19 protein-coding genes are annotated in these 19,282 nt (G+C 65.5%); 11 read left to right on the top strand and 8 right to left on the bottom strand.

Annotated features, from left to right (window positions below):
* Positions 1–11: 11 nt before the first annotated feature.
* Together cobA and ACZ2GY_RS05010 are read left to right on the top strand one after the other, a co-directional pair.
* Entirely contained in the window at positions 12–1,088 is a 1,077-nt protein-coding gene (gene cobA, locus ACZ2GY_RS05015; RefSeq protein WP_471673554.1) for a uroporphyrinogen-III C-methyltransferase, read from the top strand.
* Positions 1,085–2,233 carry a uroporphyrinogen-III synthase gene (locus tag ACZ2GY_RS05010; RefSeq protein WP_471673184.1) on the top strand — a complete coding sequence of 383 codons (1,149 nt, stop codon included), beginning with the start codon at positions 1,085–1,087 and terminating at the stop codon, positions 2,231–2,233. Before cobA ends, ACZ2GY_RS05010 begins: the two co-directional genes overlap by 4 nt.
* An 80-nt stretch (positions 2,234–2,313) precedes the next feature.
* Here ACZ2GY_RS05010 and ACZ2GY_RS05005 read toward each other — a convergent pair whose 3' ends face one another.
* A complete protein-coding gene (locus tag ACZ2GY_RS05005) occupies positions 2,314–3,204 on the bottom strand; it encodes a LysR family transcriptional regulator ArgP (RefSeq protein ID WP_346028804.1) in 891 nt (296 codons plus the stop codon).
* Between the two features lie 70 nt (positions 3,205–3,274).
* Between ACZ2GY_RS05005 and ACZ2GY_RS05000 the strand changes: the two genes are divergently transcribed.
* The 5 genes from ACZ2GY_RS05000 to ACZ2GY_RS04980 all read left to right on the top strand — a co-directional run bounded on the left by ACZ2GY_RS05000 (position 3,275) and on the right by ACZ2GY_RS04980 (position 6,807).
* Entirely contained in the window at positions 3,275–3,871 is a 597-nt protein-coding gene (locus tag ACZ2GY_RS05000) for a LysE/ArgO family amino acid transporter (RefSeq protein WP_056548702.1), read from the top strand.
* 95 nt (positions 3,872–3,966) lie between these two features.
* Positions 3,967–4,239: a hypothetical protein gene (locus ACZ2GY_RS04995; protein ID WP_471673183.1), complete on the top strand. Its 273-nt coding sequence runs from the start codon at positions 3,967–3,969 to the stop codon at positions 4,237–4,239.
* A gap of 183 nt (positions 4,240–4,422) precedes the next feature.
* Complete coding sequence (locus ACZ2GY_RS04990) at positions 4,423–5,253, top strand: amino acid ABC transporter substrate-binding protein (protein WP_056548705.1); 831 nt, start codon at positions 4,423–4,425, stop codon at positions 5,251–5,253.
* 131 nt (positions 5,254–5,384) lie between these two features.
* On the top strand, positions 5,385–6,050 hold the full coding sequence (locus ACZ2GY_RS04985) for an amino acid ABC transporter permease (RefSeq protein ID WP_471673182.1): 666 nt from the start codon (positions 5,385–5,387) through the stop codon (positions 6,048–6,050).
* The gene (locus tag ACZ2GY_RS04980; protein WP_471673181.1) at positions 6,037–6,807 is read left to right on the top strand and encodes an amino acid ABC transporter ATP-binding protein; all 771 of its coding nucleotides are present in this window, start codon (positions 6,037–6,039) and stop codon (positions 6,805–6,807) included. Before ACZ2GY_RS04985 ends, ACZ2GY_RS04980 begins: the two co-directional genes overlap by 14 nt.
* Before the next feature lie 19 nt (positions 6,808–6,826).
* Here ACZ2GY_RS04980 and ACZ2GY_RS04975 read toward each other — a convergent pair whose 3' ends face one another.
* Together ACZ2GY_RS04975 and ACZ2GY_RS04970 are read right to left on the bottom strand one after the other, a co-directional pair.
* The gene (locus tag ACZ2GY_RS04975) at positions 6,827–7,336 is read right to left on the bottom strand and encodes a DUF6326 family protein (RefSeq protein WP_471673180.1); all 510 of its coding nucleotides are present in this window, start codon (positions 7,334–7,336) and stop codon (positions 6,827–6,829) included.
* A gap of 84 nt (positions 7,337–7,420) precedes the next feature.
* Complete coding sequence (locus ACZ2GY_RS04970; RefSeq protein ID WP_471673179.1) at positions 7,421–8,476, bottom strand: NAD(P)-dependent alcohol dehydrogenase; 1,056 nt, start codon at positions 8,474–8,476, stop codon at positions 7,421–7,423.
* A gap of 121 nt (positions 8,477–8,597) precedes the next feature.
* Here ACZ2GY_RS04970 and ACZ2GY_RS04965 point away from each other — a divergent pair, with 121 nt between their 5' ends.
* Positions 8,598–9,272 carry a TetR/AcrR family transcriptional regulator gene (locus tag ACZ2GY_RS04965; protein WP_346028798.1) on the top strand — a complete coding sequence of 225 codons (675 nt, stop codon included), beginning with the start codon at positions 8,598–8,600 and terminating at the stop codon, positions 9,270–9,272.
* Here the strand turns inward: ACZ2GY_RS04965 and ACZ2GY_RS04960 are convergent.
* The 5 genes from ACZ2GY_RS04960 to mfd all read right to left on the bottom strand — a co-directional run bounded on the left by ACZ2GY_RS04960 (position 9,269) and on the right by mfd (position 16,865).
* Complete coding sequence (locus tag ACZ2GY_RS04960; protein WP_471673178.1) at positions 9,269–9,622, bottom strand: YciI family protein; 354 nt, start codon at positions 9,620–9,622, stop codon at positions 9,269–9,271. The genes ACZ2GY_RS04965 and ACZ2GY_RS04960 overlap by 4 nt on opposite strands.
* Before the next feature lie 25 nt (positions 9,623–9,647).
* Positions 9,648–10,529 carry an aldehyde dehydrogenase family protein gene (locus ACZ2GY_RS04955; RefSeq protein WP_277359805.1) on the bottom strand — a complete coding sequence of 294 codons (882 nt, stop codon included), beginning with the start codon at positions 10,527–10,529 and terminating at the stop codon, positions 9,648–9,650.
* Positions 10,526–11,998 carry an aldehyde dehydrogenase family protein gene (locus ACZ2GY_RS04950; RefSeq protein ID WP_471673177.1) on the bottom strand — a complete coding sequence of 491 codons (1,473 nt, stop codon included), beginning with the start codon at positions 11,996–11,998 and terminating at the stop codon, positions 10,526–10,528. Before ACZ2GY_RS04950 ends, ACZ2GY_RS04955 begins: the two co-directional genes overlap by 4 nt.
* A 10-nt stretch (positions 11,999–12,008) precedes the next feature.
* Positions 12,009–13,025 (bottom strand): deoxyribose-phosphate aldolase, encoded by a 1,017-nt coding sequence (deoC, locus tag ACZ2GY_RS04945; RefSeq protein ID WP_471673553.1) that lies wholly within the window; start codon positions 13,023–13,025, stop codon positions 12,009–12,011.
* A gap of 225 nt (positions 13,026–13,250) precedes the next feature.
* Positions 13,251–16,865 (bottom strand): transcription-repair coupling factor, encoded by a 3,615-nt coding sequence (gene mfd, locus ACZ2GY_RS04940; RefSeq protein WP_471673176.1) that lies wholly within the window; start codon positions 16,863–16,865, stop codon positions 13,251–13,253.
* Positions 16,866–17,084: 219 nt separating this feature from the next.
* On the opposite strand from mfd, the gene ACZ2GY_RS04935 reads away from it, so the two are divergent.
* The 3 genes from ACZ2GY_RS04935 to nhaA all read left to right on the top strand — a co-directional run bounded on the left by ACZ2GY_RS04935 (position 17,085) and on the right by nhaA (position 19,262).
* Positions 17,085–17,582, top strand: coding sequence for a DUF2505 domain-containing protein (locus tag ACZ2GY_RS04935; RefSeq protein ID WP_471673175.1), 498 nt, complete (start codon positions 17,085–17,087; stop codon positions 17,580–17,582).
* A complete protein-coding gene (locus tag ACZ2GY_RS04930) occupies positions 17,582–17,803 on the top strand; it encodes an SCO4848 family membrane protein (protein WP_056548728.1) in 222 nt (73 codons plus the stop codon). Before ACZ2GY_RS04935 ends, ACZ2GY_RS04930 begins: the two co-directional genes overlap by 1 nt.
* A gap of 112 nt (positions 17,804–17,915) precedes the next feature.
* Positions 17,916–19,262: a Na+/H+ antiporter NhaA gene (gene nhaA / locus ACZ2GY_RS04925; protein ID WP_471673174.1), complete on the top strand. Its 1,347-nt coding sequence runs from the start codon at positions 17,916–17,918 to the stop codon at positions 19,260–19,262.
* The last annotated feature ends 20 nt before the right edge of the window (positions 19,263–19,282 follow it).

Below are 19,282 nucleotides of genomic sequence, written 5' to 3'. Positions count from 1 at the left end.
ACGTCAACGGCATCGAACTCACCCTCGACTGCGCAGGACTGACCGTCCTTATCGCAGGCACGACGACGGCGGCCCGCCACACGGTGCGCCGCTACACCGCCGGTGGAGCGACAGTCCGCCGCATCGCGACGCCGGCCCAGTTCCAGCCGCGGCTGCTGGACGCAGTGAGCCTTGCGGTAGTGATGGACGGCGCTACTGCGGACAGGACGATGCCGGGCTATTCCGGAGCCGGCGGCGCTCCCCTCGGTGAGCAGGATTGGGAACCGCTGCGTGCGGCCTGCCGCGAGCGCCGGATCCTCACCGCTTCCGAGGAACCCGCCACGACGGGCGGGAGGGTCACCCTGATCGGCGGCGGGCCAGGTGTGGAGGACCTCCTGACCGTGCGGGCGAAGCAGGCGCTGCGGGAGGCCGACGTCGTGCTCTATGACCGACTGGGACCGTACCGGACGCTGCCGCAGCTGGCCCCGGGTGCAGAGCTGATCGACGTCGGGAAGACCCCAGGCCACCACCCGGTCAGTCAGGCGGAGATCGAGAAGCTCATGGTCGCCAAGGCGCGCGAGGGCAAGCACGTGGTGCGGCTCAAGGGCGGCGATCCGTTTGTCTTCGGGCGGGGCGGCGAAGAGGTCAACACCTGCCTGGCGGAGGGCATCCCGGTGACCACCGTGCCGGGGATCAGCAGCTCCATTGCCGTTCCGGCGGCCGCGGGCATACCCGTCACCTATCGAGGGGTGGCTCATGCGTTCACCGTCATCTCAGGTCATCAACCGCTCACTGATACCGAGTTTGAGGCGCTGGCGAAGCTCGGCGGCACTATCGTGGTGCTGATGGGAATCGGGACGCTTCCGCAGCTGACGTCCGGCCTGCGCAAGGCCGGACTGGCTTCGAGCGTGCCCGTCGCCATCGTCGAAAAAGGCTACAGCCCCGAGCAGCGGACCACCGTCACCACCCTGGGTGACGCCGTCACAGCGGCGGGGCGGGCGCGCTGCGCGTCTCCCGCCGTCGTCGTGATCGGTGAGGTGGTGCGTCAGCACCGGGACTTTTCCGCCACGCTTGAGCACGTTCTGGCGCAGCCGCTGGGAGCATCGTGACGGTGACAGCGCCCTCATCGACGCCGTCGCCGGAAGCACCGGATCTACCGGTTGAGGGCTCCCTCGCCGGATTCCGAATCGGCGTGACGTCCGATCGGCGTTCGGCTGACCTCATTGACGCGCTGGAGCGGCGCGGCGCTACGGTGATGCACGCGCCGGCGCTCAAGATCGCTCCCGTGGCAGCTGACCTGCCGCTGGTCGAGGACACGCAGCAGATCATTGCAGCTCGGCCGGACTACGCCGTGATCACCACGGCGTACGGGTTGCGCCGCTGGTCGGAGGCTGCGGACGCCGCGGGAGTCGGGGAAGCGTTGTTGGCCGTGCTCGGTGAGTCAGAGATTTACGTCCGTGGGCCCAAAGCACGCGGTGCCGTGCGGGCGGCCGGGCTGACGGACGCCGGCATCAGCGCTGATGAGACCACGGCGTCGCTGGTGAACATGATGCTCGGACTGGAGCTGCGAGGAAAGACCGTCGCCGTCCAACTCCACGGCTACACCGATTATCGGCAGCTCGACCGGCTGCGGCGGGCAGGCGCCGACGTTCTGACCGCAACCCCGTACCGCTGGGTAAAGCCCGCCGGCGCGAATCAGTTGCCCCGGCTCATTGAGGCCGTCTGCAACGGCGGGCTGGATGTTGTGACGTTCACCAGCGCTCCGGCCGTCGACGCCGTGCTGAGCACAGCGTCCGAAATGGGCTGCCGGGACGCGTTCCTGGCGGCGCTTCGTGGGCCGGTGGCGGCCGCCGTCGTCGGGCCGGTGACTGCGCAGCCGCTGGTGGAGGCGGGAGTGTCGCCGCTGATTCCGGAACGGTTCCGCATGGGAGCGCTGATCCGCTTGGTCGGTGAGTACCTGGGCCAGCATCGCGTGCTGCAGTACCCGAGCCGCTACGGGCTGATCGAGCTGCGTGGGAAGAACCTGCGGATTGACGGGAATCCTGTCGAGTTGGCACCTGCGCCGATGAGCCTCTTCCGAGCGCTGGTCGAGGCCAATGGTGCGGTGCTGTCGCGGGAGCAGTTGGCCGGGGTGCTCGGAGACGGTGCCGGGGAACACGCGCTGGACATGACCATCAGCCGGCTCCGGAAGACGCTGCCCGAGGCGTCTCTGGTGGCGACGGTCATCAAGCGCGGGTACCGCCTGCAGCTCTGACTACACCCATGAGACCTCTGGCCACCGGGTGGCGAACCGGAACTTTTGCGCAGGTACGGCGGGATCCGGACGCCGCCAGCTCACCGGATCTGCGCGAAAGTTCCAGAACGCAGTCGGTGACTCGCCTCGCGGACGGCCTCCGTCATGCGGTTCAACCGCTCCGAATTCAGCGTCCACGTTTGCCAATGGAGCGGCACATCAACGTGCGCGTCCTTCTCCAGTAGCACCAGGGCCCCGAGATCGAGGTCCGATTCGAGTTGCAGCTCGGGAATCATGCCCCAGCCCAGGCCCGCCCGGAGTGCCGCGAGGAACGCTTCCGACGACGGGATGAGGTGTCGGGGCGGAGGCTGAGTGACGCCGTGGGACAGCAAAAAGCGCTGCTGCAGGTCATCCTTCGCATTGAACTGCAGGACCGGCATGCGGGTGAAGTCGATGCCGTCGTCGTTCATGAAGCGGCTCCGCAGCGCAGTCGTGGCCACGGGCAGGTACCGCATGTACCCAAGCAACTCAGCCCGGCACCCGTTCACCGGGGCGGGATCCGAGGTGATGGCGCCGATGACGTCGCCCTGCCGGAGGAGCCTGCTGCTGTGGTCCTGGTCTTCCACGCGCAGGTCCAGCGTGGTGTCCGTCCAGCCGGCAGCCTCGCCCAGGACGGGGACAAACCAGGTGGCCAGCGAATCGGCGTTGACTGCAACCCGGGTGACAGTTCGGGTTGCTTCACCGTGGCCAAGGGCAGAACGGGTCTCAGCCTCGATGATCTGCACCTGTCGAGCCATGCGGAGCAGCACCGAACCCGCATCAGTCGGAGTGCAGGGTATGCCCCTGCGCACCACAATCTGGCCTACCGAGGCTTCCAGTGCCTTGATGCGCTGGCTGACCGCGGAGGGGGTGATGCGAAGAGTGTCTGCGGCGGCCTCGAAGGACTCCTCGTCGATGATGGCCGCAAGAGCCCGCAACTGTTCGAACTGCATGAAGCAAACCTAATGCATGCGCAGAATCTATCGTTTGTCTACACTGCTTCCGCTGAATAGCGTTGATCCCATGTTGAGCATCTGGGGCACCGGCCTGCTGACGGGCCTTGCCCTGATCATCGCCATCGGCGCGCAGAACGCATTCGTACTGCGGCAGGGCATCCGGCGGGAACACGTGGGAGTGGTGGTGGCGCTGTGCATTGTCAGCGATGCGGCGCTCATCCTCGGAGGCACTGCGGGAATCGGCGCGCTGGTCTCGCAGTTCCCTGCCATCCTCGACATCCTGAGGTGGGGCGGCGCTGTGTACCTGACCTGGTTCGCCGTCCGCTCCTTCCGCTCGGCGCTGAAGCCGGCGGCCCTGACCGCGGAAGCGCCGCGGAGCCGCGGGTCGGTGGTTGCCACCACTCTCGCGCTGACCTATCTCAATCCGCATGTCTACCTGGACACCGTCGTCCTGCTTGGAAGCCTGGCCAACCAGCAGGGAGAGGGGACCCGGTGGGTGTTCGCGGCCGGCGCCGTCGTCGGCAGCATTATCTGGTTCTGCGCCCTCGGTTTCGGTGCCCGGGCGCTCTCGGGTGTGTTGAAGAGTCCGCGAACCTGGCGGGTGGTGGACGTGGTCATCGGCGTGGTGATGTTGGCGCTTGCGGTCAAGCTGATCGTGGGCTGAGGCCGGCGCTCTGCCACGTCCGCACCGGCCCGCGGAAACCTGCCGCGGGCGCTAGAGTTAAGGCAGACAGGCCACGCATCAGAACGAGGAGACTCATGGCACACCCGGTAGGCACAACCCGCGACAAGAACAACAAGCGCCCCGAGCACTCCGGCGAGGGCCACGGCCTGACCGCCGCTGTTGCTTTCGTGGTGATGTTCATCCTCTTCGCCGCGTCCATCTATGTGCTGTCATTCTTCGAGCGCACCAACGTGTGGCCGTTTGCGGTGTGCCTCACACTTTTCTTCCTTGCGTTCTGGATTCCACAGACCATCATGGGCCGTTCAGATTCCGGCTACCGGATGGCAAAGGGCAACCGTAAGGCCTAACGCCGCGTATTTTGTCAGGAGGGGTCCGCGGAGGCGGGCCCCTTTTTGCTTGCCCTGACCGCCTCAGCGCTATGTTACGCACTGTTACGCGGGGGAATAAGGACGGGCCGTCGACTGCTGGAATGGATAGCTCCCGTACCCGGGCAGTCCAAGCTTTCCGTTCAAGCGTCAAAGGATACCTCCATGATTTCTCGCCGTCTTCCGCTGCTCGGCGCCGCTACCGCCATCCTCTTTGCGGTTGCCGGTTGCGGTTCATCTGCTTCATCCGACACCGCCACGGGCGCGGCCACCGAGTCCGCAGGCGGCACCACGCTCGCTGAGATCCAGGAGTCCGGCGTGCTGACCGTCGGGACCGAGGGCACCTACAAGCCCTTCACCTACCACGAGGGCGGCGCCGGCGAGCTGACCGGCTACGACGTCGAGGTCATCACCGCCGTCGCCGAGAAGCTCGGCGTTGAAGCAGAGTTCGAAGAGACCCAGTGGGACGCCATCTTCGCCGGACTCGAGGCGGGCCGCTTCGACGTCATCGCAAATCAGGTCTCCATCACCCCGGAGCGCGAGGAAGCCTACGCCTTCTCCGAGCCCTACACCTACAGCAACGGCGTCATTGTGACCTCGGCTGACAACAGCGAAATCAGCTCGTTCAAGGATCTCGCAGGCAAGACCACGGCGCAGTCACTCACCAGCAACTGGTACGAGCTGGCGGAGGAAAGCGGCGCCCAGGTTGAGGCCGTTGAGGGTTGGGCGCAGTCAGTGACCCTGCTGGAGCAGGGCCGCGTTGACGCCACCATCAATGACGAGCTCACCTTCCTCGACTACCAGAAGTCCACCCCCAACGAGAACATCAAGGTGGTCGCGGAGACCGACGAGCAGTCCCGCAGCGCGCTGGCTTTCCGCCAGGGCAGCGACGAGCTTGTTGAGGCCGTGAATGAGGCCCTCGCCGAGCTCCGCGAAGAGGGCACGCTGGCCGAGATCTCGGAGAAGTACTTCGGTGAGGACGTCAGCGCCGAGTAATCAGCGCAGAGTAACCAGTACGACGACGGCGGGCACCGGTCGCGAGGCACGCAGCCTCCGCGGTGCCCGCCGTTTGTATGTGCGTTTTCATGCAGAAATCACGATCAGCCACTGGGATAGCGTAGGAGCTTATGGACATCGACTGGGATCTGGCCCTGACCTCGCTCTGGCCACTCATCGAGGGCGGCCTGAAGGGCACTATTCCCCTGTCGCTGGCTTCCATGGCACTGGGCCTTATGCTGGCGCTGCTGGTGGCGCTCATGCGGCTCAGCAACAACCGGATCGCGTCCGGGATCGGCCGGGCGTACGTCTCCGTGATCCGCGGTACTCCACTGCTGGTGCAGCTGTTCGTGATCTTTTACGGCCTGCCATCGATCGGCCTCACCATTCCGCCCTGGCCCAGCGCCATCATCGCGTTCTCCCTCAACGTGGGCGGTTACGCTGCCGAGATCATCCGGGCGTCCATCCTCTCCGTCCCCCGCGGCCAGTGGGAAGCCGGGCACACCATCGGCATGTCCCGCACTTTAACCCTGCGGCGCATCATCCTGCCGCAGGCTGCCCGGGTATCTGTGCCTCCGCTGTCCAATACGTTCATTTCGCTGGTGAAGGACAGCTCGCTGGCGTCGATAGTCCTGGTAACGGAGCTGTTCCGCCAGGCCCAGGAGATCGCCTCATTCAGCCAGCAGTTCATGCTGATTTACGTTGAGGCCGCGGCCGTGTACTGGGTCTTCTGTCTTGTCCTTTCGGCAGGGCAGTCCCGAATCGAGAAGAGGCTGGACCGCTATGTCGCGCACTGATCCTGAACCGGTGATGAAAGTCGAGGGACTCCGGAAATCCTTCGGAGACAACGAGGTGCTGCGCTCGATTGACCTGTCCGTTGCCCAGGGCGGCGTGGTGGCGTTGGTCGGGCCTTCCGGATCCGGCAAGACCACGGTTCTGCGTTCCCTTAACGGGCTGGAAATTCCCGACGCCGGACGCATCACTTTCGACGGCGGCCCGGTGGTCAACTTCGGGTCAGGCGCATCGAAGCGGGAGCTCGCAGCGCTGCGGGACCGCAGCGCCATGGTGTTCCAGCACTACAACCTCTTCCCGCACAAGACGGTGCTCGAAAACGTCATCGAAGGCCCGGTGCAGGTGCAGCGCCGGCCCAAGGCGGAGGCTGTTCAAGAGGCAGAGGAACTGTTGGGCCGCGTAGGCCTCGCGGAGAAAAAGGACCAGTACCCGCACGAGCTGTCCGGCGGTCAGCAGCAGCGCGTGGGCATTGTCCGCGCGCTCGCGCTGCGTCCCACGCTGCTGCTGTTCGACGAGCCAACCTCGGCCCTGGACCCCGAACTGGTGGGCGAGGTCCTCTCCGTCATCAAGGAGCTGGCTGACGAGGGCTGGACCATGGTGCTTGTCACGCATGAGCTTGCCTTTGCTCGCGAGGTGGCCACCGAAGTGGTTTTCATGGACGGCGGCGTGGTGGTTGAGCACGGCCCGCCTGAGACGGTGTTGCGCGATCCCCGGGAGGAACGGACCCGGCGGTTCGTGCATCGGCTGCTGCACCCGTTCTAAGGGACGTCCTTCGGCGTACTCATACTGTGTTGGTCCTCGTATCTCGAGACCGCAGAGTCATTTCGGAGTCCGTTGCGGGACCGGCTGGGACGGCGGGGATGCGGGTCCAGGTCCAGGCGGAGCGCAGGATGAAGGCCAGGATCAGCACCTCGATTCCGATGGACAAGGCGTAGAAGGAGGCCCATTCCCAGTCCGTCGAGGCCGCGTTGAACACCATCACGGGGATGTAGAGGGATGCCACGATGAGGTTCGTGGCGCGGTTCATCCGGGCTGACAGGGTCATGGAGAGCAGGATCATCAGGGCCGGGATCCCTATGACCACAACGAAAATGGTCAACAAGAACCCGCTGATGTCGAACTCATAGATTTCGCCACCCCGGATCTGGTCGATGGCGCCGGGCTTATAGAGGTGGAAGTAGTCGATGTAGATGACGAAGAACATCAAGCTGGTCCAGGCGGCCGCGAGCTTGGCCTGGACGGGGACTGGAGGGTTATCGGACAGTTTCGGGGTGTTCGTTCGGATGGTCATCGGTTTCTTTCGTGAGGGGTGGTCGGTCCGCCAAAGTGGCGGCAGGCCTGGGAGTGATACATACGGGCTGAGTCGGTCCGGTTCTCAGACGGTGATCACGACCTTCCCTTGGGTGTGGCCGGCCCCGACGTAGCGGAGGGCGTCGGCAGCTTCGTCGAGGGGGTAGGTACGGTCGATGACGGGCGTGACCTGCCCGGCCGCGAGCAGATCAGCCAGGGTGAGCAGGTCCTGGCGCTTCCCGAGCGATGTAAAAGGCCTCAAGTGCTGACGGGTGAAGCCGGACAGCACGCGCGCTTTGACAATCCGAGCGATGGGGCCGAGCCAGCGGCCGCCGCGTCCGCTGTTGGGGATAAGGGTGCCGGTAGGTGTCAGCGCTTCACGGACAGCGGCCAGGGGGTGGGCTTCCACGTTGTCGAAGATGACGTCGTAGCGCTTCCCCGTGCGGGTTGAATCGGTGCTCGTGAAGTCGGTGCTCGTGTAGTCAACGACGTGGTCGACGCCGAGCGACCGCACCAGTTCAACGTTGCGGGTGCTGCACACACCCGTCACCTCGGCGCCCAACGCCTTGGCGATCTGTACGGCGAAGGAGCCCACGCCGCCCGACGCGCCCGTGACCAGCACCGTATGGCCCGGCTGGAAGTGCGCGATGTCGCGCAATGCCTGCAACGCCGTCATGGCCGAGGTGGGCACCGCTGCCGCCTCCACAACCGACAGGTTGGCAGGCATGGGAACAAGGTTCTTCGCCGGGACGCAGGCGTACTCAGCGAGCGCTCCAGCCGCGCTCCAGCCGAACACCTTGTCGCCGGGGCGGAGAGTGGTGACCTCCTTCCCGACCGCTTCCACCACGCCGGCTAGGTCCATACCAGGGGTGCCGTGGCGTGGCCGGCGTAGCCCGAACGCCAGGCGCACCAGGTACGGTTTCCCGGTCATGACGACGTAGTCGCCGGGATGTATCGACGCTGCACCCACGTGGACGAACACATCGCCTCGACCGGGCAGCGGCACCCCGACCTCGGATACTTCGAGGACTGACGGCGGCCCGTAGCGGTGCTGGACGGCGGCCCGCATTGTCGCTGCTCCGCCCGGGTCTACCCCCGGCACCGGGCTTGCTCCACCCTTGGACTGCTGTTCGATTCCCACATAAGCCTCCTCACGTCCGAGCGGCGACTCTCGCGGCCCGTACACCGTACGACGTACGCTGTACGTATAGAGTGATCGTACTGTGTACTATTGTCAAGACCTTGAGAGAGCAAGGAGATCGATGTCTGCGAAAAAGCAAAGTGAGGTCACGTCAGGCGCGGGGCTGAGCAAGCAACGGGTGGTAGCCGAGGCGATGCGGCTTGCCGACCGCGAGGGGGTCGACGGGCTGAGCATGCGCCGGCTGGCTGGCGCGCTCGGTGCGGGCGCGATGTCGCTCTATCACTACGTGGCAAGCAAGGAGGAGTTGCTGGATGCCATGATCGACGTCGTATTCGGGGAGATCGAGCTCGCGCCCGTGGAGACCGACTGGCAGTCCGCGATGCGACAGCGGGCCGTATCCACCCGACAGGTTCTCGCACGGCACCCGTGGGCTATCGGCCTGCTGGAGTCACGGACATCGCCGGGGCCCGCGAACCTACGCCACCACGAAGCGGTCACCGCCTGTCTGCGGAGGGCCGGCTTCCCGGTCCTGATGGCGACCCATGCCAACTGGCTGCTCGACAGTTATGTCTACGGTTTCGCTTTGCAGGAAGCCAGCCTGCCGTTCGACACCGCTGAGGAATTCGCGGATATGGGCGAGGAGGTGTACCTGCCCCAGCTTCCTCCCGACGAGTTCCCCTACCTCAACGAGTCCGCCGCGGCGCTCGTCGCTGCCGGCTACGACCCGGCGGAGGAGTTCATATTCGGCCTCGACCTCATCCTAGCCGCCCTCGAACCCCTACGAGAATCCGCCTAGCTATTGGCGGTGATGCCCCCGCTGTGTACAGGGCGGACTTCGACGCCCCCGGTGGCAGTGCGCGCCGCCGGGTTCACGCGGGCAATTGCCATAGCGGCGTCGAGATCCGGAGCTTCGATGACGTAGAACCCGGCCACGAACTGGTCGGCTTGGACAAACGGTCCGGGGCTTGTGCCGTCCCGCCGGATGGACACCGCACTAGCTCGAGGGGTCAGGGCATAAGCGAGCGACATGGTGCCGGACGCTGAAAGGTCCTCCGCATGCCGGTCATTCTCTTCGAGTTCGGCCTCCGCTGCGTCGACAGCATGGAGGGACTCGTCTGCGTAGATGAGGATTGCGAATTGCGGCACTGTGGTGGTCCTTTCGTGTGAAGCGCTAGAGCAGACCCTTCGTGTGCCACACGGTCTTGGTCTCCGTGAAGAACGTGATGCGATCCAGCGAGGGGGCACCGGCGTCGGGGCCTTGCTCCGGCGGAAGCACCCGCTTCAGGGTATCCGCGGCAGCGATCTGCAGGTCCACCCACTCCAGCTCGCCGGCACCGAGCAGGTCCAGCGCGTTGACGTCGGCGTGCGCGGCAAGCCACGGAGCAATCTCCGCCGGTGATCCGCTCAGGATATTGACGACGCCGGCCGGAACGTCACTGGTCGCGAAGACCTCGCCGAGGCTGAGCGCTGCAAGCGGTGCCCGCTCACTCGGAATAACGACGACGGTGTTTCCGCTCACGAGGACCGGCGCCACCGCGCGGACGAAGCCGAGCAACGAGCCCGGAACCCCCGCCCCCTGCGGCGCGATCACCGCCACGACGCCCGTGGGCTCAGGCACGGACAGGTTGAAGAACGGACCGGACACGGCGTTACCGTTGCCGGCAACCTGCACGTACTTGTCCGCCCAGCCGGCGTACCAAACCCACAGGTCAATCGCCTCGTCCACCTGTGCAGTAGCAGTCGAAAGGGAGACACCCTCGAACGCGGCGATCTCCTCGGCGAACTGCGCACGCCGTCCGTCCAGGATCTCCGCGATCCGGTACAGCACCTGCCCGCGGTTGTAGCCGGTGGTCCCGGACCAGCCGCTGACGGCTCCGCGGGCGGCCACAACGGCGTCGCGGGCGTCCTTCCGGGAAGCCTTCGCGGCGTTGACTGAACTCACCGAAAAGCTCCCCTTCGTGGTTGCAACCTCATACACGCGTCCGGATTCACTCCGGATGAACTTTCCGCCGACATACAGCTTGTAGGTCTTCGGAACAGCCAGGCGGCTCATCGGTTGGCTCCATTCAGTGCCGAGCGGTTGGGAACAGTCGGCGCCAGGTACGCGTGCAGGCCCTGCTTGCCGCCCTCGCGGCCGTAACCGGATTCCTTGTACCCGCCGAACGGCGAGGCAGGATCGAACTTGTTGAACGTGTTGGCCCAGACGACGCCGGCACGCAGCTTGTCTGCAACCGCCAGGATGCGGCTGCCCTTGTCCGTCCAGATTCCCGCGGACAGGCCGTACGGGGTGTTGTTGGCCTTCGCGATCGCCTCGGCGGGGGTGCGGAACGTCAGCACGGACAGCACGGGGCCGAAGATCTCGTCCCGCGCGATCCGGGAGCTGGTGGACACGTTGGTGAAGATGGTCGGCGGGAACCAGAACCCCTCCGAGGGCAGGTTGCAGGCCGGGCTCCAGCGTTCGGCGCCTTCCTGCTCACCGATGTCGGAGAGCTCGCGCATCCGGCCCAGCTGGGACGCGGAGTTGATGGCTCCGACGTCCGTGTTCTTGTCGAGCGGATCCCCCACGCGCAGGGTGGACAGACGCGCCTTCAGTCGCTCAACGACGTCGTCGTGGATGGATTCCTGCACCAGCAGCCGCGAACCTGCGCAGCAGACCTGGCCCTGGTTGAAGAAGATTCCGTTGACGATGCCCTCGATGGCTTGGTCAATAGGGGCGTCATCGAACACGATGTTGGCGCCCTTGCCGCCCAGTTCGAGCGTGAGCTTCTTGGACGTGCCCGCGGTGGAGCGCGCAATCTGCCGGCCCACCGCCGTCGAGCCCGTGAAGGCGACCTTGTTGATGTCCGCGTGGTTGACCAGTGCTGAGCCGGTGGACCCTGCGCCCGTGACAATGTTGACGACGCCTGCGGGAAGGTCAGCCTGCTGCAGGATCTCGGCGAAGAGCAGTGCCGTCAGCGGAGTGGTTTCGGCGGGCTTGAGCACCACGGTGTTGCCGGCGGCGAGCGCGGGGGCGATCTTCCACGCCAGCATCAGCAGCGGGAAGTTCCAGGGAATCACCTGTGCGGCGACGCCGAGCGAGCGCGGGTTCGGGCCCATTCCGGCGTACTCCAGCTTGTCCGCCCAACCCGCGTAGTAGAAGAACCAGGCGGCAACCAGCGGGATGTCGACGTCGCGGCTTTCCTTGATGGGCTTGCCGTTATCCAGGCTTTCGGCGACGGCCAGTTCGCGGGCGCGCTCCTGGACCAGCCGCGCGATGCGGAAGAGGTACTTCCCGCGGTCAGCACCTGACATGCGCGACCACGTCTTCTCATACGCACGGCGGGCGGCGACGACGGCGGTGTCCACGTCCTGCTCGTTGGCGCAGGACACTGTGGCAATGTGCTTCTCCGTGGCCGGGGAGATGGTGGTGAAGGACTCCCCGTTGCCGGCGACGAACTCGCCGTTGATGAACAGGCCGTATTCATCGCGGAGGTTCAGGATCGCTGCCGACTCGGGCGCGGGAGCGTAATCGAGGAAATTCATGGCAGGTCCTTTAGTCGATCGTGACGTAGGCCGGGCCGGAGTAGCGGCCGCTGGTGAGCTTCTGGCGCTGCAGGAGCACGTCGTTGAGGAGGCTGGAGGCGCCGAAGCGGAACAGGTCCGGCTGCAGCCACTCCTCCCCCACAGTTTCCGCGACCGTGACCAGGTACTTGATGGCGTCCTTGGAGGCGCGGATTCCGCCTGCGGGTTTTACGCCGATCTTCTCGCCGGTGAGGCGGTGCCAGTCGCGGACAACCTCAAGCATGGACAGCGTTACGGGTAGCGTGGCGGCCGGCGTGACCTTGCCGGTGGACGTCTTGATGAAGTCACCGCCGGCGAGGATGCCCAGCCAGGAGGCGCGGCGCACGTTGTCATAGGTGTTCAGCTCGCCGGTTTCGAGGATGACCTTCAGGTGCGCGTACGTACCGTCGGGGCGCTTGCACGCTTCCTTGACCGCCACGATCTCGTCGAACACCTGCCCGTACCGCCCGGAGAGGAACGCGCCGCGGTCAATGACCATGTCGATCTCATCGGCCCCCGCGGCAACCGCGTCGGACGTGTCGGAGAGCTTGACGGAGCGGGACGCACGGCCGCTGGGAAAGGCGGTGGCCACGGCGGCGACGTTGATGCGGCCGGAGGCGCCGTCGTCGTGCGCTGAACCCAGCGCTTCCACAGCGTGCGGCACCATGTCGCCGTACACGCAGACCGCGGCGACGCGCGGGGTGGACATGTCGTCGGGATCCGGCACCATAGCCTTGGCCACCAGCGAGCGGACCTTGCCCGGCGTGTCCGCACCTTCAAGAGTGGTGAGGTCGGTGAGCCGGATGATGGTGTCCAGCGCCCACGCCTTGGAGGTGGTCTTGATTGAGCGGGTGCCCAGGGCGGCGGCGCGGGCTTCGAGGCCCACGGCGTCGACGCCGGGAATGCCTTCGAGGTAGCGGCGCAGGCTGCGTTCGGTGAGATCGCCACCGATCACGTCCAGGGCCCTCGACGCCGGTGCAACGGTGGTTCCGGCGCGCGTGGTTTCCATGGTCACAGGTTCTCCATACTTCTACTCGCGGCCATGCGCGGAACGGTTCCCGGCGTACCCGTTTGGCCTTGTTGGGCCGGGGGTATCGATAGCGTCGGGACAGGTGATCGGACCCGCATGGACGCTATGACTTTACCACCGCCCAAACCCGGAAGATTTGTGCACCTCCGGTGACTTCCGAGGGGTCGGAAGTCACCGGAGGTGCGCAAAAGTTCGGGGGGGGGGTTAGGCCGCGAACACCGCATCGATCACGTTCTGCGCCCACTCGAGGATCGCCGCGTCCGCCAGGTCGCGGCCCCCAAATGCAGCAGTCTTCGGCTTCGGAATCAACGCCGCATTCATCGCCGGCTTCACCGACGCCCCCGGGTACATCCGCTTCAGACGCATTTCCTTCGACTCGGGCAGATTGGCCGGGGCGAACTTGATGAAGTTGCCCTGCAGCGCCACGTCCGTCAGACCTACCGACCGCGCCCGCACCCGGAACCGTGCCACGGCCACCAGGTTGACCACCGGCGCCGGCAGATCACCGTAGCGGTCCTTGAGCTCCTCAACCACCTCGTCAATCGCGGCGTCGGTCAGACACGAGGCAAGCTTCCGGTACGCCTCAAGCCGCAACCGCTCCCCCGGCACGTAATCGTGCGGCAGATGCGCGTTGACCGGCAGCTCGATCTTCATTTCGGCGGCCTTCTCCTCGGCCTCTCCGCGGAAGTTCGCCACGGCCTCACCGACCAACCGGATATACAGGTCGAAGCCCACCCCGGCAATGTGTCCGGACTGTTCCCCGCCCAGCATGTTTCCCGCGCCACGGATCTCGAGGTCCTTCAGCGCCAGTTGCATACCGGCACCGAGCTCGTTGTGGGACGCCACGGCCTTCAGCCGCTCCAGAGCCACCTCACCCAGCGGCTTCTCCGACGGGTACAGGAAGTACGCGTACGCCCGCTCACGCCCGCGCCCTACACGGCCTCGCAACTGGTGCAGCTGCGAGAGTCCGTAGTTGTCCGCCCGGTCCACAATCAGCGTGTTCGCGTTCGAAATGTCCAACCCGGTCTCGATGATCGTTGTACACACCAGCACATCGAACTTCTTCTCCCAGAAGTCCACGATGATCTGCTCCAGCCGGGACTCGCTCATCTGTCCATGCGCGACGGCGACTCTCGCCTCCGGAATCAGCTGCTGCAGGTGGGAGGCCGTCCGGTCAATCGAGGACACCCGGTTGTGCACGAAGAACACCTGCCCCTCGCGCATCAGTTCACGCCGGATCGCCGCGGAGGTCTGCTTGTCCGTGTACGGGCCAACATAGGTGAGCACCGGGTGCCGCTCCTCCGGCGGTGTTGCCAGCGTGGACGTCTCACGGATTCCGGTCAGCGACATCTCCAGCGTTCGCGGAATCGGCGTGGCGCTCATGGCCAGTACGTCCACGTTGGTGCGCATCTTCTTCAGCGCCTCCTTGTGCTCAACGCCGAACCGCTGCTCCTCGTCCACAATCACGAGCCCAAGGTCCTTGAAATGCACTTCGGTGGACAGCAGCCGGTGCGTGCCGATCACGACGTCGACCGAACCGTTCTTCAGCCCCTCCACCGTTTCCTTGGACTCCTTGGTGGTCTGGAACCGGGACAGCGCCCGGATCCGCACCGGGAACCCGGAGAACCGCTCCGAGAACGTCTCGAAGTGCTGCTGCACCAGGAGGGTGGTGGGCACCAGCACGGCAACCTGCTTCCCGTCCTGCACAGCCTTGAACGCAGCCCGGACGGCGATCTCCGTCTTGCCGTAACCCACATCGCCGGAGACCAGACGGTCCATCGGGACTTCCCGCTCCATGTCCGCCTTGACCTCATTGATAGTCGTCAGCTGGTCCGGCGTCTCGATGTACGGAAAAGCCTCCTCAAGCTCCCGCTGCCATGGCGTGTCCGGCGCGAAGGCATGCCCGCGCGAGGCCATCCGCGCCGAGTACAGCCGGATCAGCTCACCGGCAATCTCCTTGACGGCCTTGCGCGCCTGGTTCTTGGTTTTCGACCAGTCGGACCCGCCCATCTTCGACAGCGCCGGCGTATCTCCACCGACGTAGCGGGTGACCTGGTCCAGCTGATCCGTCGGCACAAACAGCCGGTCCCCCGGGGCTCCGCGCTTGGACGGCGCGTACTCCAGCACCAGGTATTCGCGGATGGTCTTGGTGGGACCGGCGCCCGTGGACCGCTGGATCAGCTCGATGAACCGCGCCACACCGTGCTGCTCGTGCACCACGAAGTCACCTTCACGCAACTGCAAAGGGTCGACGGCGTTGCGCCGCTTCGAGGGCATCTTCCGCATGTCGCGGGTCCCCGAAGCAGAAGTGCGACCCAGCAGGTCTGCCTCGGTCAGCAGCCCCAGTTTCAGCCCGTCAAGCACAAACCCGCGGCCCGCGGAGGACGTGGTGATCTCGATGATCCCCGGCTGCGGCGAGCGGTCGAGCGATTCAACGCGCGACGCCGGAATGTCAGCATCGTGGAACAGTTCAGCCAAGCGCTGGGCCGGCCCGGGGCCTTCGGTTGCGACCACCACCCGCCACTGGTCACGGACCCGGCCGCCGAGGAACTCCATCATCTCCGCGACGTCGCCCTGGTATCCGCGCGGCTCACGCGCCGCAACGGTGAAACTGTCGACCTCGGTCAGCAGCTCGTCAGACCCGAAGGACGTCACCGACCACCACGCAACGTCATTCGCCAGCGCGGAGGACCGCGTATCAACCAGCGACCGGAAGCTCGCCGCTTCCAGATCGGCACCCAACTGACCGCTCAGATCGACCGGCGCCGCACCGCCGTCGGACGCTGTTGCCCACGCAGCCTGGAGGAATTCCTCGTTGGTCGCCTCGAGGTCATGGGCACGCGCGCGCACCTTCTCCGGCTCGACGACGACGGCAATCGACCCGGCCGGCAACTCGCCGACAAACGGGACCATCGCGTCAACCAGCACCGGCGCCAGCGACTCCATGCCCTCGACGGCGATCCCGCCGGCAATCTTCTCCAGCATCCCCGCCGCAGCCGGCAGCTGATCCTTTAGATGCGCGGCACGGGACATGACCGACGGCGTGATGAGCAGCTCGCGGCACGGCGGCGCATACAGCTCCGCGGGTGCCCCGCGATCACCGTCGGTGGGCAGCGAACGCTGATCGGCCACGGCAAACCAGCGCATCTGGTCCACCTCGTCGCCGAAGAACTCCACGCGGATGGGGTGGTCCTCGGTGGGCGGAAAGACGTCGATGATCCCGCCGCGCACCGCGAATTCGCCGCGGTGCGTGACCATGTCCACGCGGGCGTACGCGGCGTCGGCGAGCGCACGGACCACCTCGTCGAACCCGCGCTCCTGACCCACCTTCAGCGTGACCGGCTCCAGCTCGCCCAGCCCGGCAACCAGCGGCTGCACGACGGCGCGGATCGGCGCCGTAATCACGCGGATCGGGTCAGCGCCCGGGTGGGCAAGCCGCCGCAGGACGGACAGCCGCCGGCCCACTGTGTCGGAGCGCGGCGAGAGCCGCTCGTGCGGCAGCGTCTCCCAGCTCGGAAATTCTTCAATGCCCGACGCCGGCAGGTAGCTTCGCAGCGCAGCTGCCAGATCTTCTGCCTCCCGCCCCGTGGCGGTGACGGCTACAACAACGGGCGCGCCGCCGTCGTCGTTTGAGGCCGACGCGAGCCCGTCCACCATCTCCGCCAGCAGCGCGGCACGCAGGCCGGTGGGTGCGCCGATCTCGAGATCGGTACTGCGGTCCGCAACCCGGCGGGATGCGTTGGTGCGCACCCGCGCGAAGGAGGCGTCCTCCTGCAGGGCAGCACGGAGTCCGTTGAGGGTGGGTCCGGAGGGGGCCATGGCGTTCCTTCAGGGGTAACTTGAAATGAAGCTGAGCACGAAAAAGACAACACGAAAGCCCGAAATTCCTAAGAATCCCGGGGAGTAGTTCAAGCCTACTCGTATTCGGCGGGTCGGCAGGGCGCCTGTGGACGAAGCTGCAAACACCCCAACGAAGGCTCGAAGCCAGCGCTCACATAGGATGTACCGGAAACCCAATAGACCTACCCCGGAGGATTAGTGGCACTCAGCGCCTCAACCACCCTGCCCTACAGCGTCCAGACGGTCACGGACGTGTTCACCGATGAAGCGTTCCTCAAGCACACCAGTGAGCACGTCGGAGGGGAGCTGAAGTCACTGACGGTCGACGGCGACACCTCCGCCGCTTTCACCCTCACCGCTGTGCGCACGCTGCCCACAACGCGACTGCCGGATTTCGCCCGCAAGTTTGTCGGCGAGACCATCACCGTGACGCAGACGGAGAACTGGGCCGCACCGCTGCCTGACGGCTCCCGCGAAGCGAAGGTCACCATGAAGGTCTCCGGCGCGCCCGTGACGGTCGACGCCGTCCAGCGCCTGATTGCCGAGGGCACCTCCACCCGTGTGGACCTCGAAGGCAACGTGACCTCGTCCATTCCGTTCATGGGCGCCAAAATTGCCGACGCCGCTGAACCGTTCATCGGCAAGGCCCTGAACGTTCAGGCTGCCCAGGCGAAGAGCTGGCTGGAGAACCGCTGATGCAACTGCCCCTCGCGCTGTCCATAGTCCTGGTGATCGCCGGGCTCTGGACGCTTATTGTCTGGCCGCCGTTCCTCCGCCGGGTGTTCAAGGACCCGCGGTCCAAGGATGAGAACGGCGCACCCACCCGGTTCCTCAAGGTTCACTTCATGCTGGTGACCACCTCGATGATCCTGGGCGCAGCAACCCTGGTGATTGGAATCCGCACGCTGGCAGCCTAAATACCAACGTAACGTGCGTCACGTCCGTACGGACTCCCCTGCTAGGGTCTTAAGCAGGTGCGCCGGGAAGTCTGGTCGGCAATAATTTCTTCCTGCCCTGAAGGAGCCGCTCATGTCGAGTTCTCAGCCCCGGAACGTCCTCGGACGGTCCAGTTACCCCGAACATCTCCGGATCGGCGAGATCCTCCGGAAAGAAACCGTCGGGGGCATCCTGCTGATCATTGCGGCCGCACTGGCTCTCGTCTGGGCCAACTCGCCCTTCGCGGACAGCTACTTCGCTCTCCGGGACTTTGAATTCGGCTACGAGCCGTGGCACCTGAAGCTCTCGGTAGGACAGTGGGCCGCTGACGGCCTGCTGGCCATCTTCTTCTTCCTCGTGGGCCTTGAGCTCAAACGCGAGTTCGTGGCTGGGGATCTCCGGAACCCTGCGCGCGCCATTGTTCCGGTGGCAGCAGCTGCCGGCGGCGTCATCGTTCCCGCTCTGATCTACGTCCTCGTCAACCTCGGATCGCCGGAAACCATTCGCGGCTGGGCCATCCCCACCGCTACGGACATCGCGTTTGCGGTGGCCGTTCTCGCGGTCATCAGTTCCCACCTGCCGAGCGCCCTGCGCATCTTCCTGCTGACATTGGCAGTGGTGGATGACCTGATTGCCATCGCCATCATCGCGTTCTTCTACACGGAAGAGGTGGAGTTCACCTTCCTGCTGCTGACGCTGATCCCGCTGGCGCTGTTCGCGTTCCTCGCGCAGAAGAACCCCAAGTTCTTCGGGAAGAACACGTCGGCGGCCTGGTTCATCCTCCTGCCGATCGGTTTTGTCACCTGGGCGCTGATGCACGCATCAGGTGTCCATGCCACAGTGGCCGGCGTGCTGCTCGGCTTCATGGTTCCGGTACTGCGCATCGGCAAGGGCGGCAAGTCCGTGTTGCCCCGGCCAAACAAGCCTGGTCTCGCGGAGACCTTTGAGCACCGCTTCCGCCCGCTCTCCGCAGGCATTGCCGTGCCGATTTTTGCGTTCTTCTCGGCCGGTGTGGCAATTGGCGGCGTCGACGGGTTCGTCAACGCGCTCGGAGATCCGGTCACCCTGGGAATCATCCTGGGCCTGGTCCTGGGCAAGCCCATCGGCATCCTCCTGACCACGTTGACAATCACCAAGACCACCAAGGCGACTCTTGACCCCGATTTGAGGTGGGTGGATCTCCTCGGCGTCGGCATCCTCGCGGGAGTCGGATTCACCGTCTCCCTGCTGGTCAATGACCTCAGCTTCGCTCAGGGGTCGGAGCCGAACGACAACGCCAAGGTCGCCATCCTGACCGCATCGTTGCTCGCCGCGCTGCTCGCTACCGCTCTACTGCGCTCCCGCAACAAGCGCTACCGCAGGATCGAAGAGGCGGAAAAGGTAGACGCGGACGACGACGGCATCCCCGATCTCTTCGAAGACAACCCTCCGCGCCGCTAACGCCGAAAACGCGCGCTAGC

Source organism: Arthrobacter sp. KKT183 (assembly GCF_055657625.1).
Note: the sequence above shows the minus strand (reverse complement) of the source record. Positions and strands in the feature narration are given on the sequence as shown.

Excerpts from the sequence above, each read along its gene's own strand:
- ACZ2GY_RS05000 (WP_056548702.1), top strand. The coding sequence starts at position 3,275 with ATGTTGAGCATCTGGGGCACCGGCCTGCTGACGGGCCTTGCCCTGATC.
- ACZ2GY_RS04975 (WP_471673180.1), bottom strand. The coding sequence starts at position 7,336 with ATGACCATCCGAACGAACACCCCGAAACTGTCCGATAACCCTCCAGTC.
- ACZ2GY_RS04930 (WP_056548728.1), top strand. The coding sequence starts at position 17,582 with ATGCAACTGCCCCTCGCGCTGTCCATAGTCCTGGTGATCGCCGGGCTC.
- ACZ2GY_RS04950 (WP_471673177.1), bottom strand. The coding sequence starts at position 11,998 with ATGAATTTCCTCGATTACGCTCCCGCGCCCGAGTCGGCAGCGATCCTG.
- deoC (WP_471673553.1), bottom strand. The coding sequence starts at position 13,025 with ATGGAAACCACGCGCGCCGGAACCACCGTTGCACCGGCGTCGAGGGCC.
- ACZ2GY_RS04965 (WP_346028798.1), top strand. The coding sequence starts at position 8,598 with ATGTCTGCGAAAAAGCAAAGTGAGGTCACGTCAGGCGCGGGGCTGAGC.
- ACZ2GY_RS04985 (WP_471673182.1), top strand. The coding sequence starts at position 5,385 with ATGGACATCGACTGGGATCTGGCCCTGACCTCGCTCTGGCCACTCATC.
- ACZ2GY_RS05005 (WP_346028804.1), bottom strand. The coding sequence starts at position 3,204 with ATGCAGTTCGAACAGTTGCGGGCTCTTGCGGCCATCATCGACGAGGAG.
- ACZ2GY_RS04955 (WP_277359805.1), bottom strand. The coding sequence starts at position 10,529 with ATGAGCCGCCTGGCTGTTCCGAAGACCTACAAGCTGTATGTCGGCGGA.
- mfd (WP_471673176.1), bottom strand. The coding sequence starts at position 16,865 with ATGGCCCCCTCCGGACCCACCCTCAACGGACTCCGTGCTGCCCTGCAG.
- ACZ2GY_RS04980 (WP_471673181.1), top strand. The coding sequence starts at position 6,037 with ATGTCGCGCACTGATCCTGAACCGGTGATGAAAGTCGAGGGACTCCGG.
- ACZ2GY_RS04995 (WP_471673183.1), top strand. The coding sequence starts at position 3,967 with ATGGCACACCCGGTAGGCACAACCCGCGACAAGAACAACAAGCGCCCC.
- ACZ2GY_RS04990 (WP_056548705.1), top strand. The coding sequence starts at position 4,423 with ATGATTTCTCGCCGTCTTCCGCTGCTCGGCGCCGCTACCGCCATCCTC.
- nhaA (WP_471673174.1), top strand. The coding sequence starts at position 17,916 with ATGTCGAGTTCTCAGCCCCGGAACGTCCTCGGACGGTCCAGTTACCCC.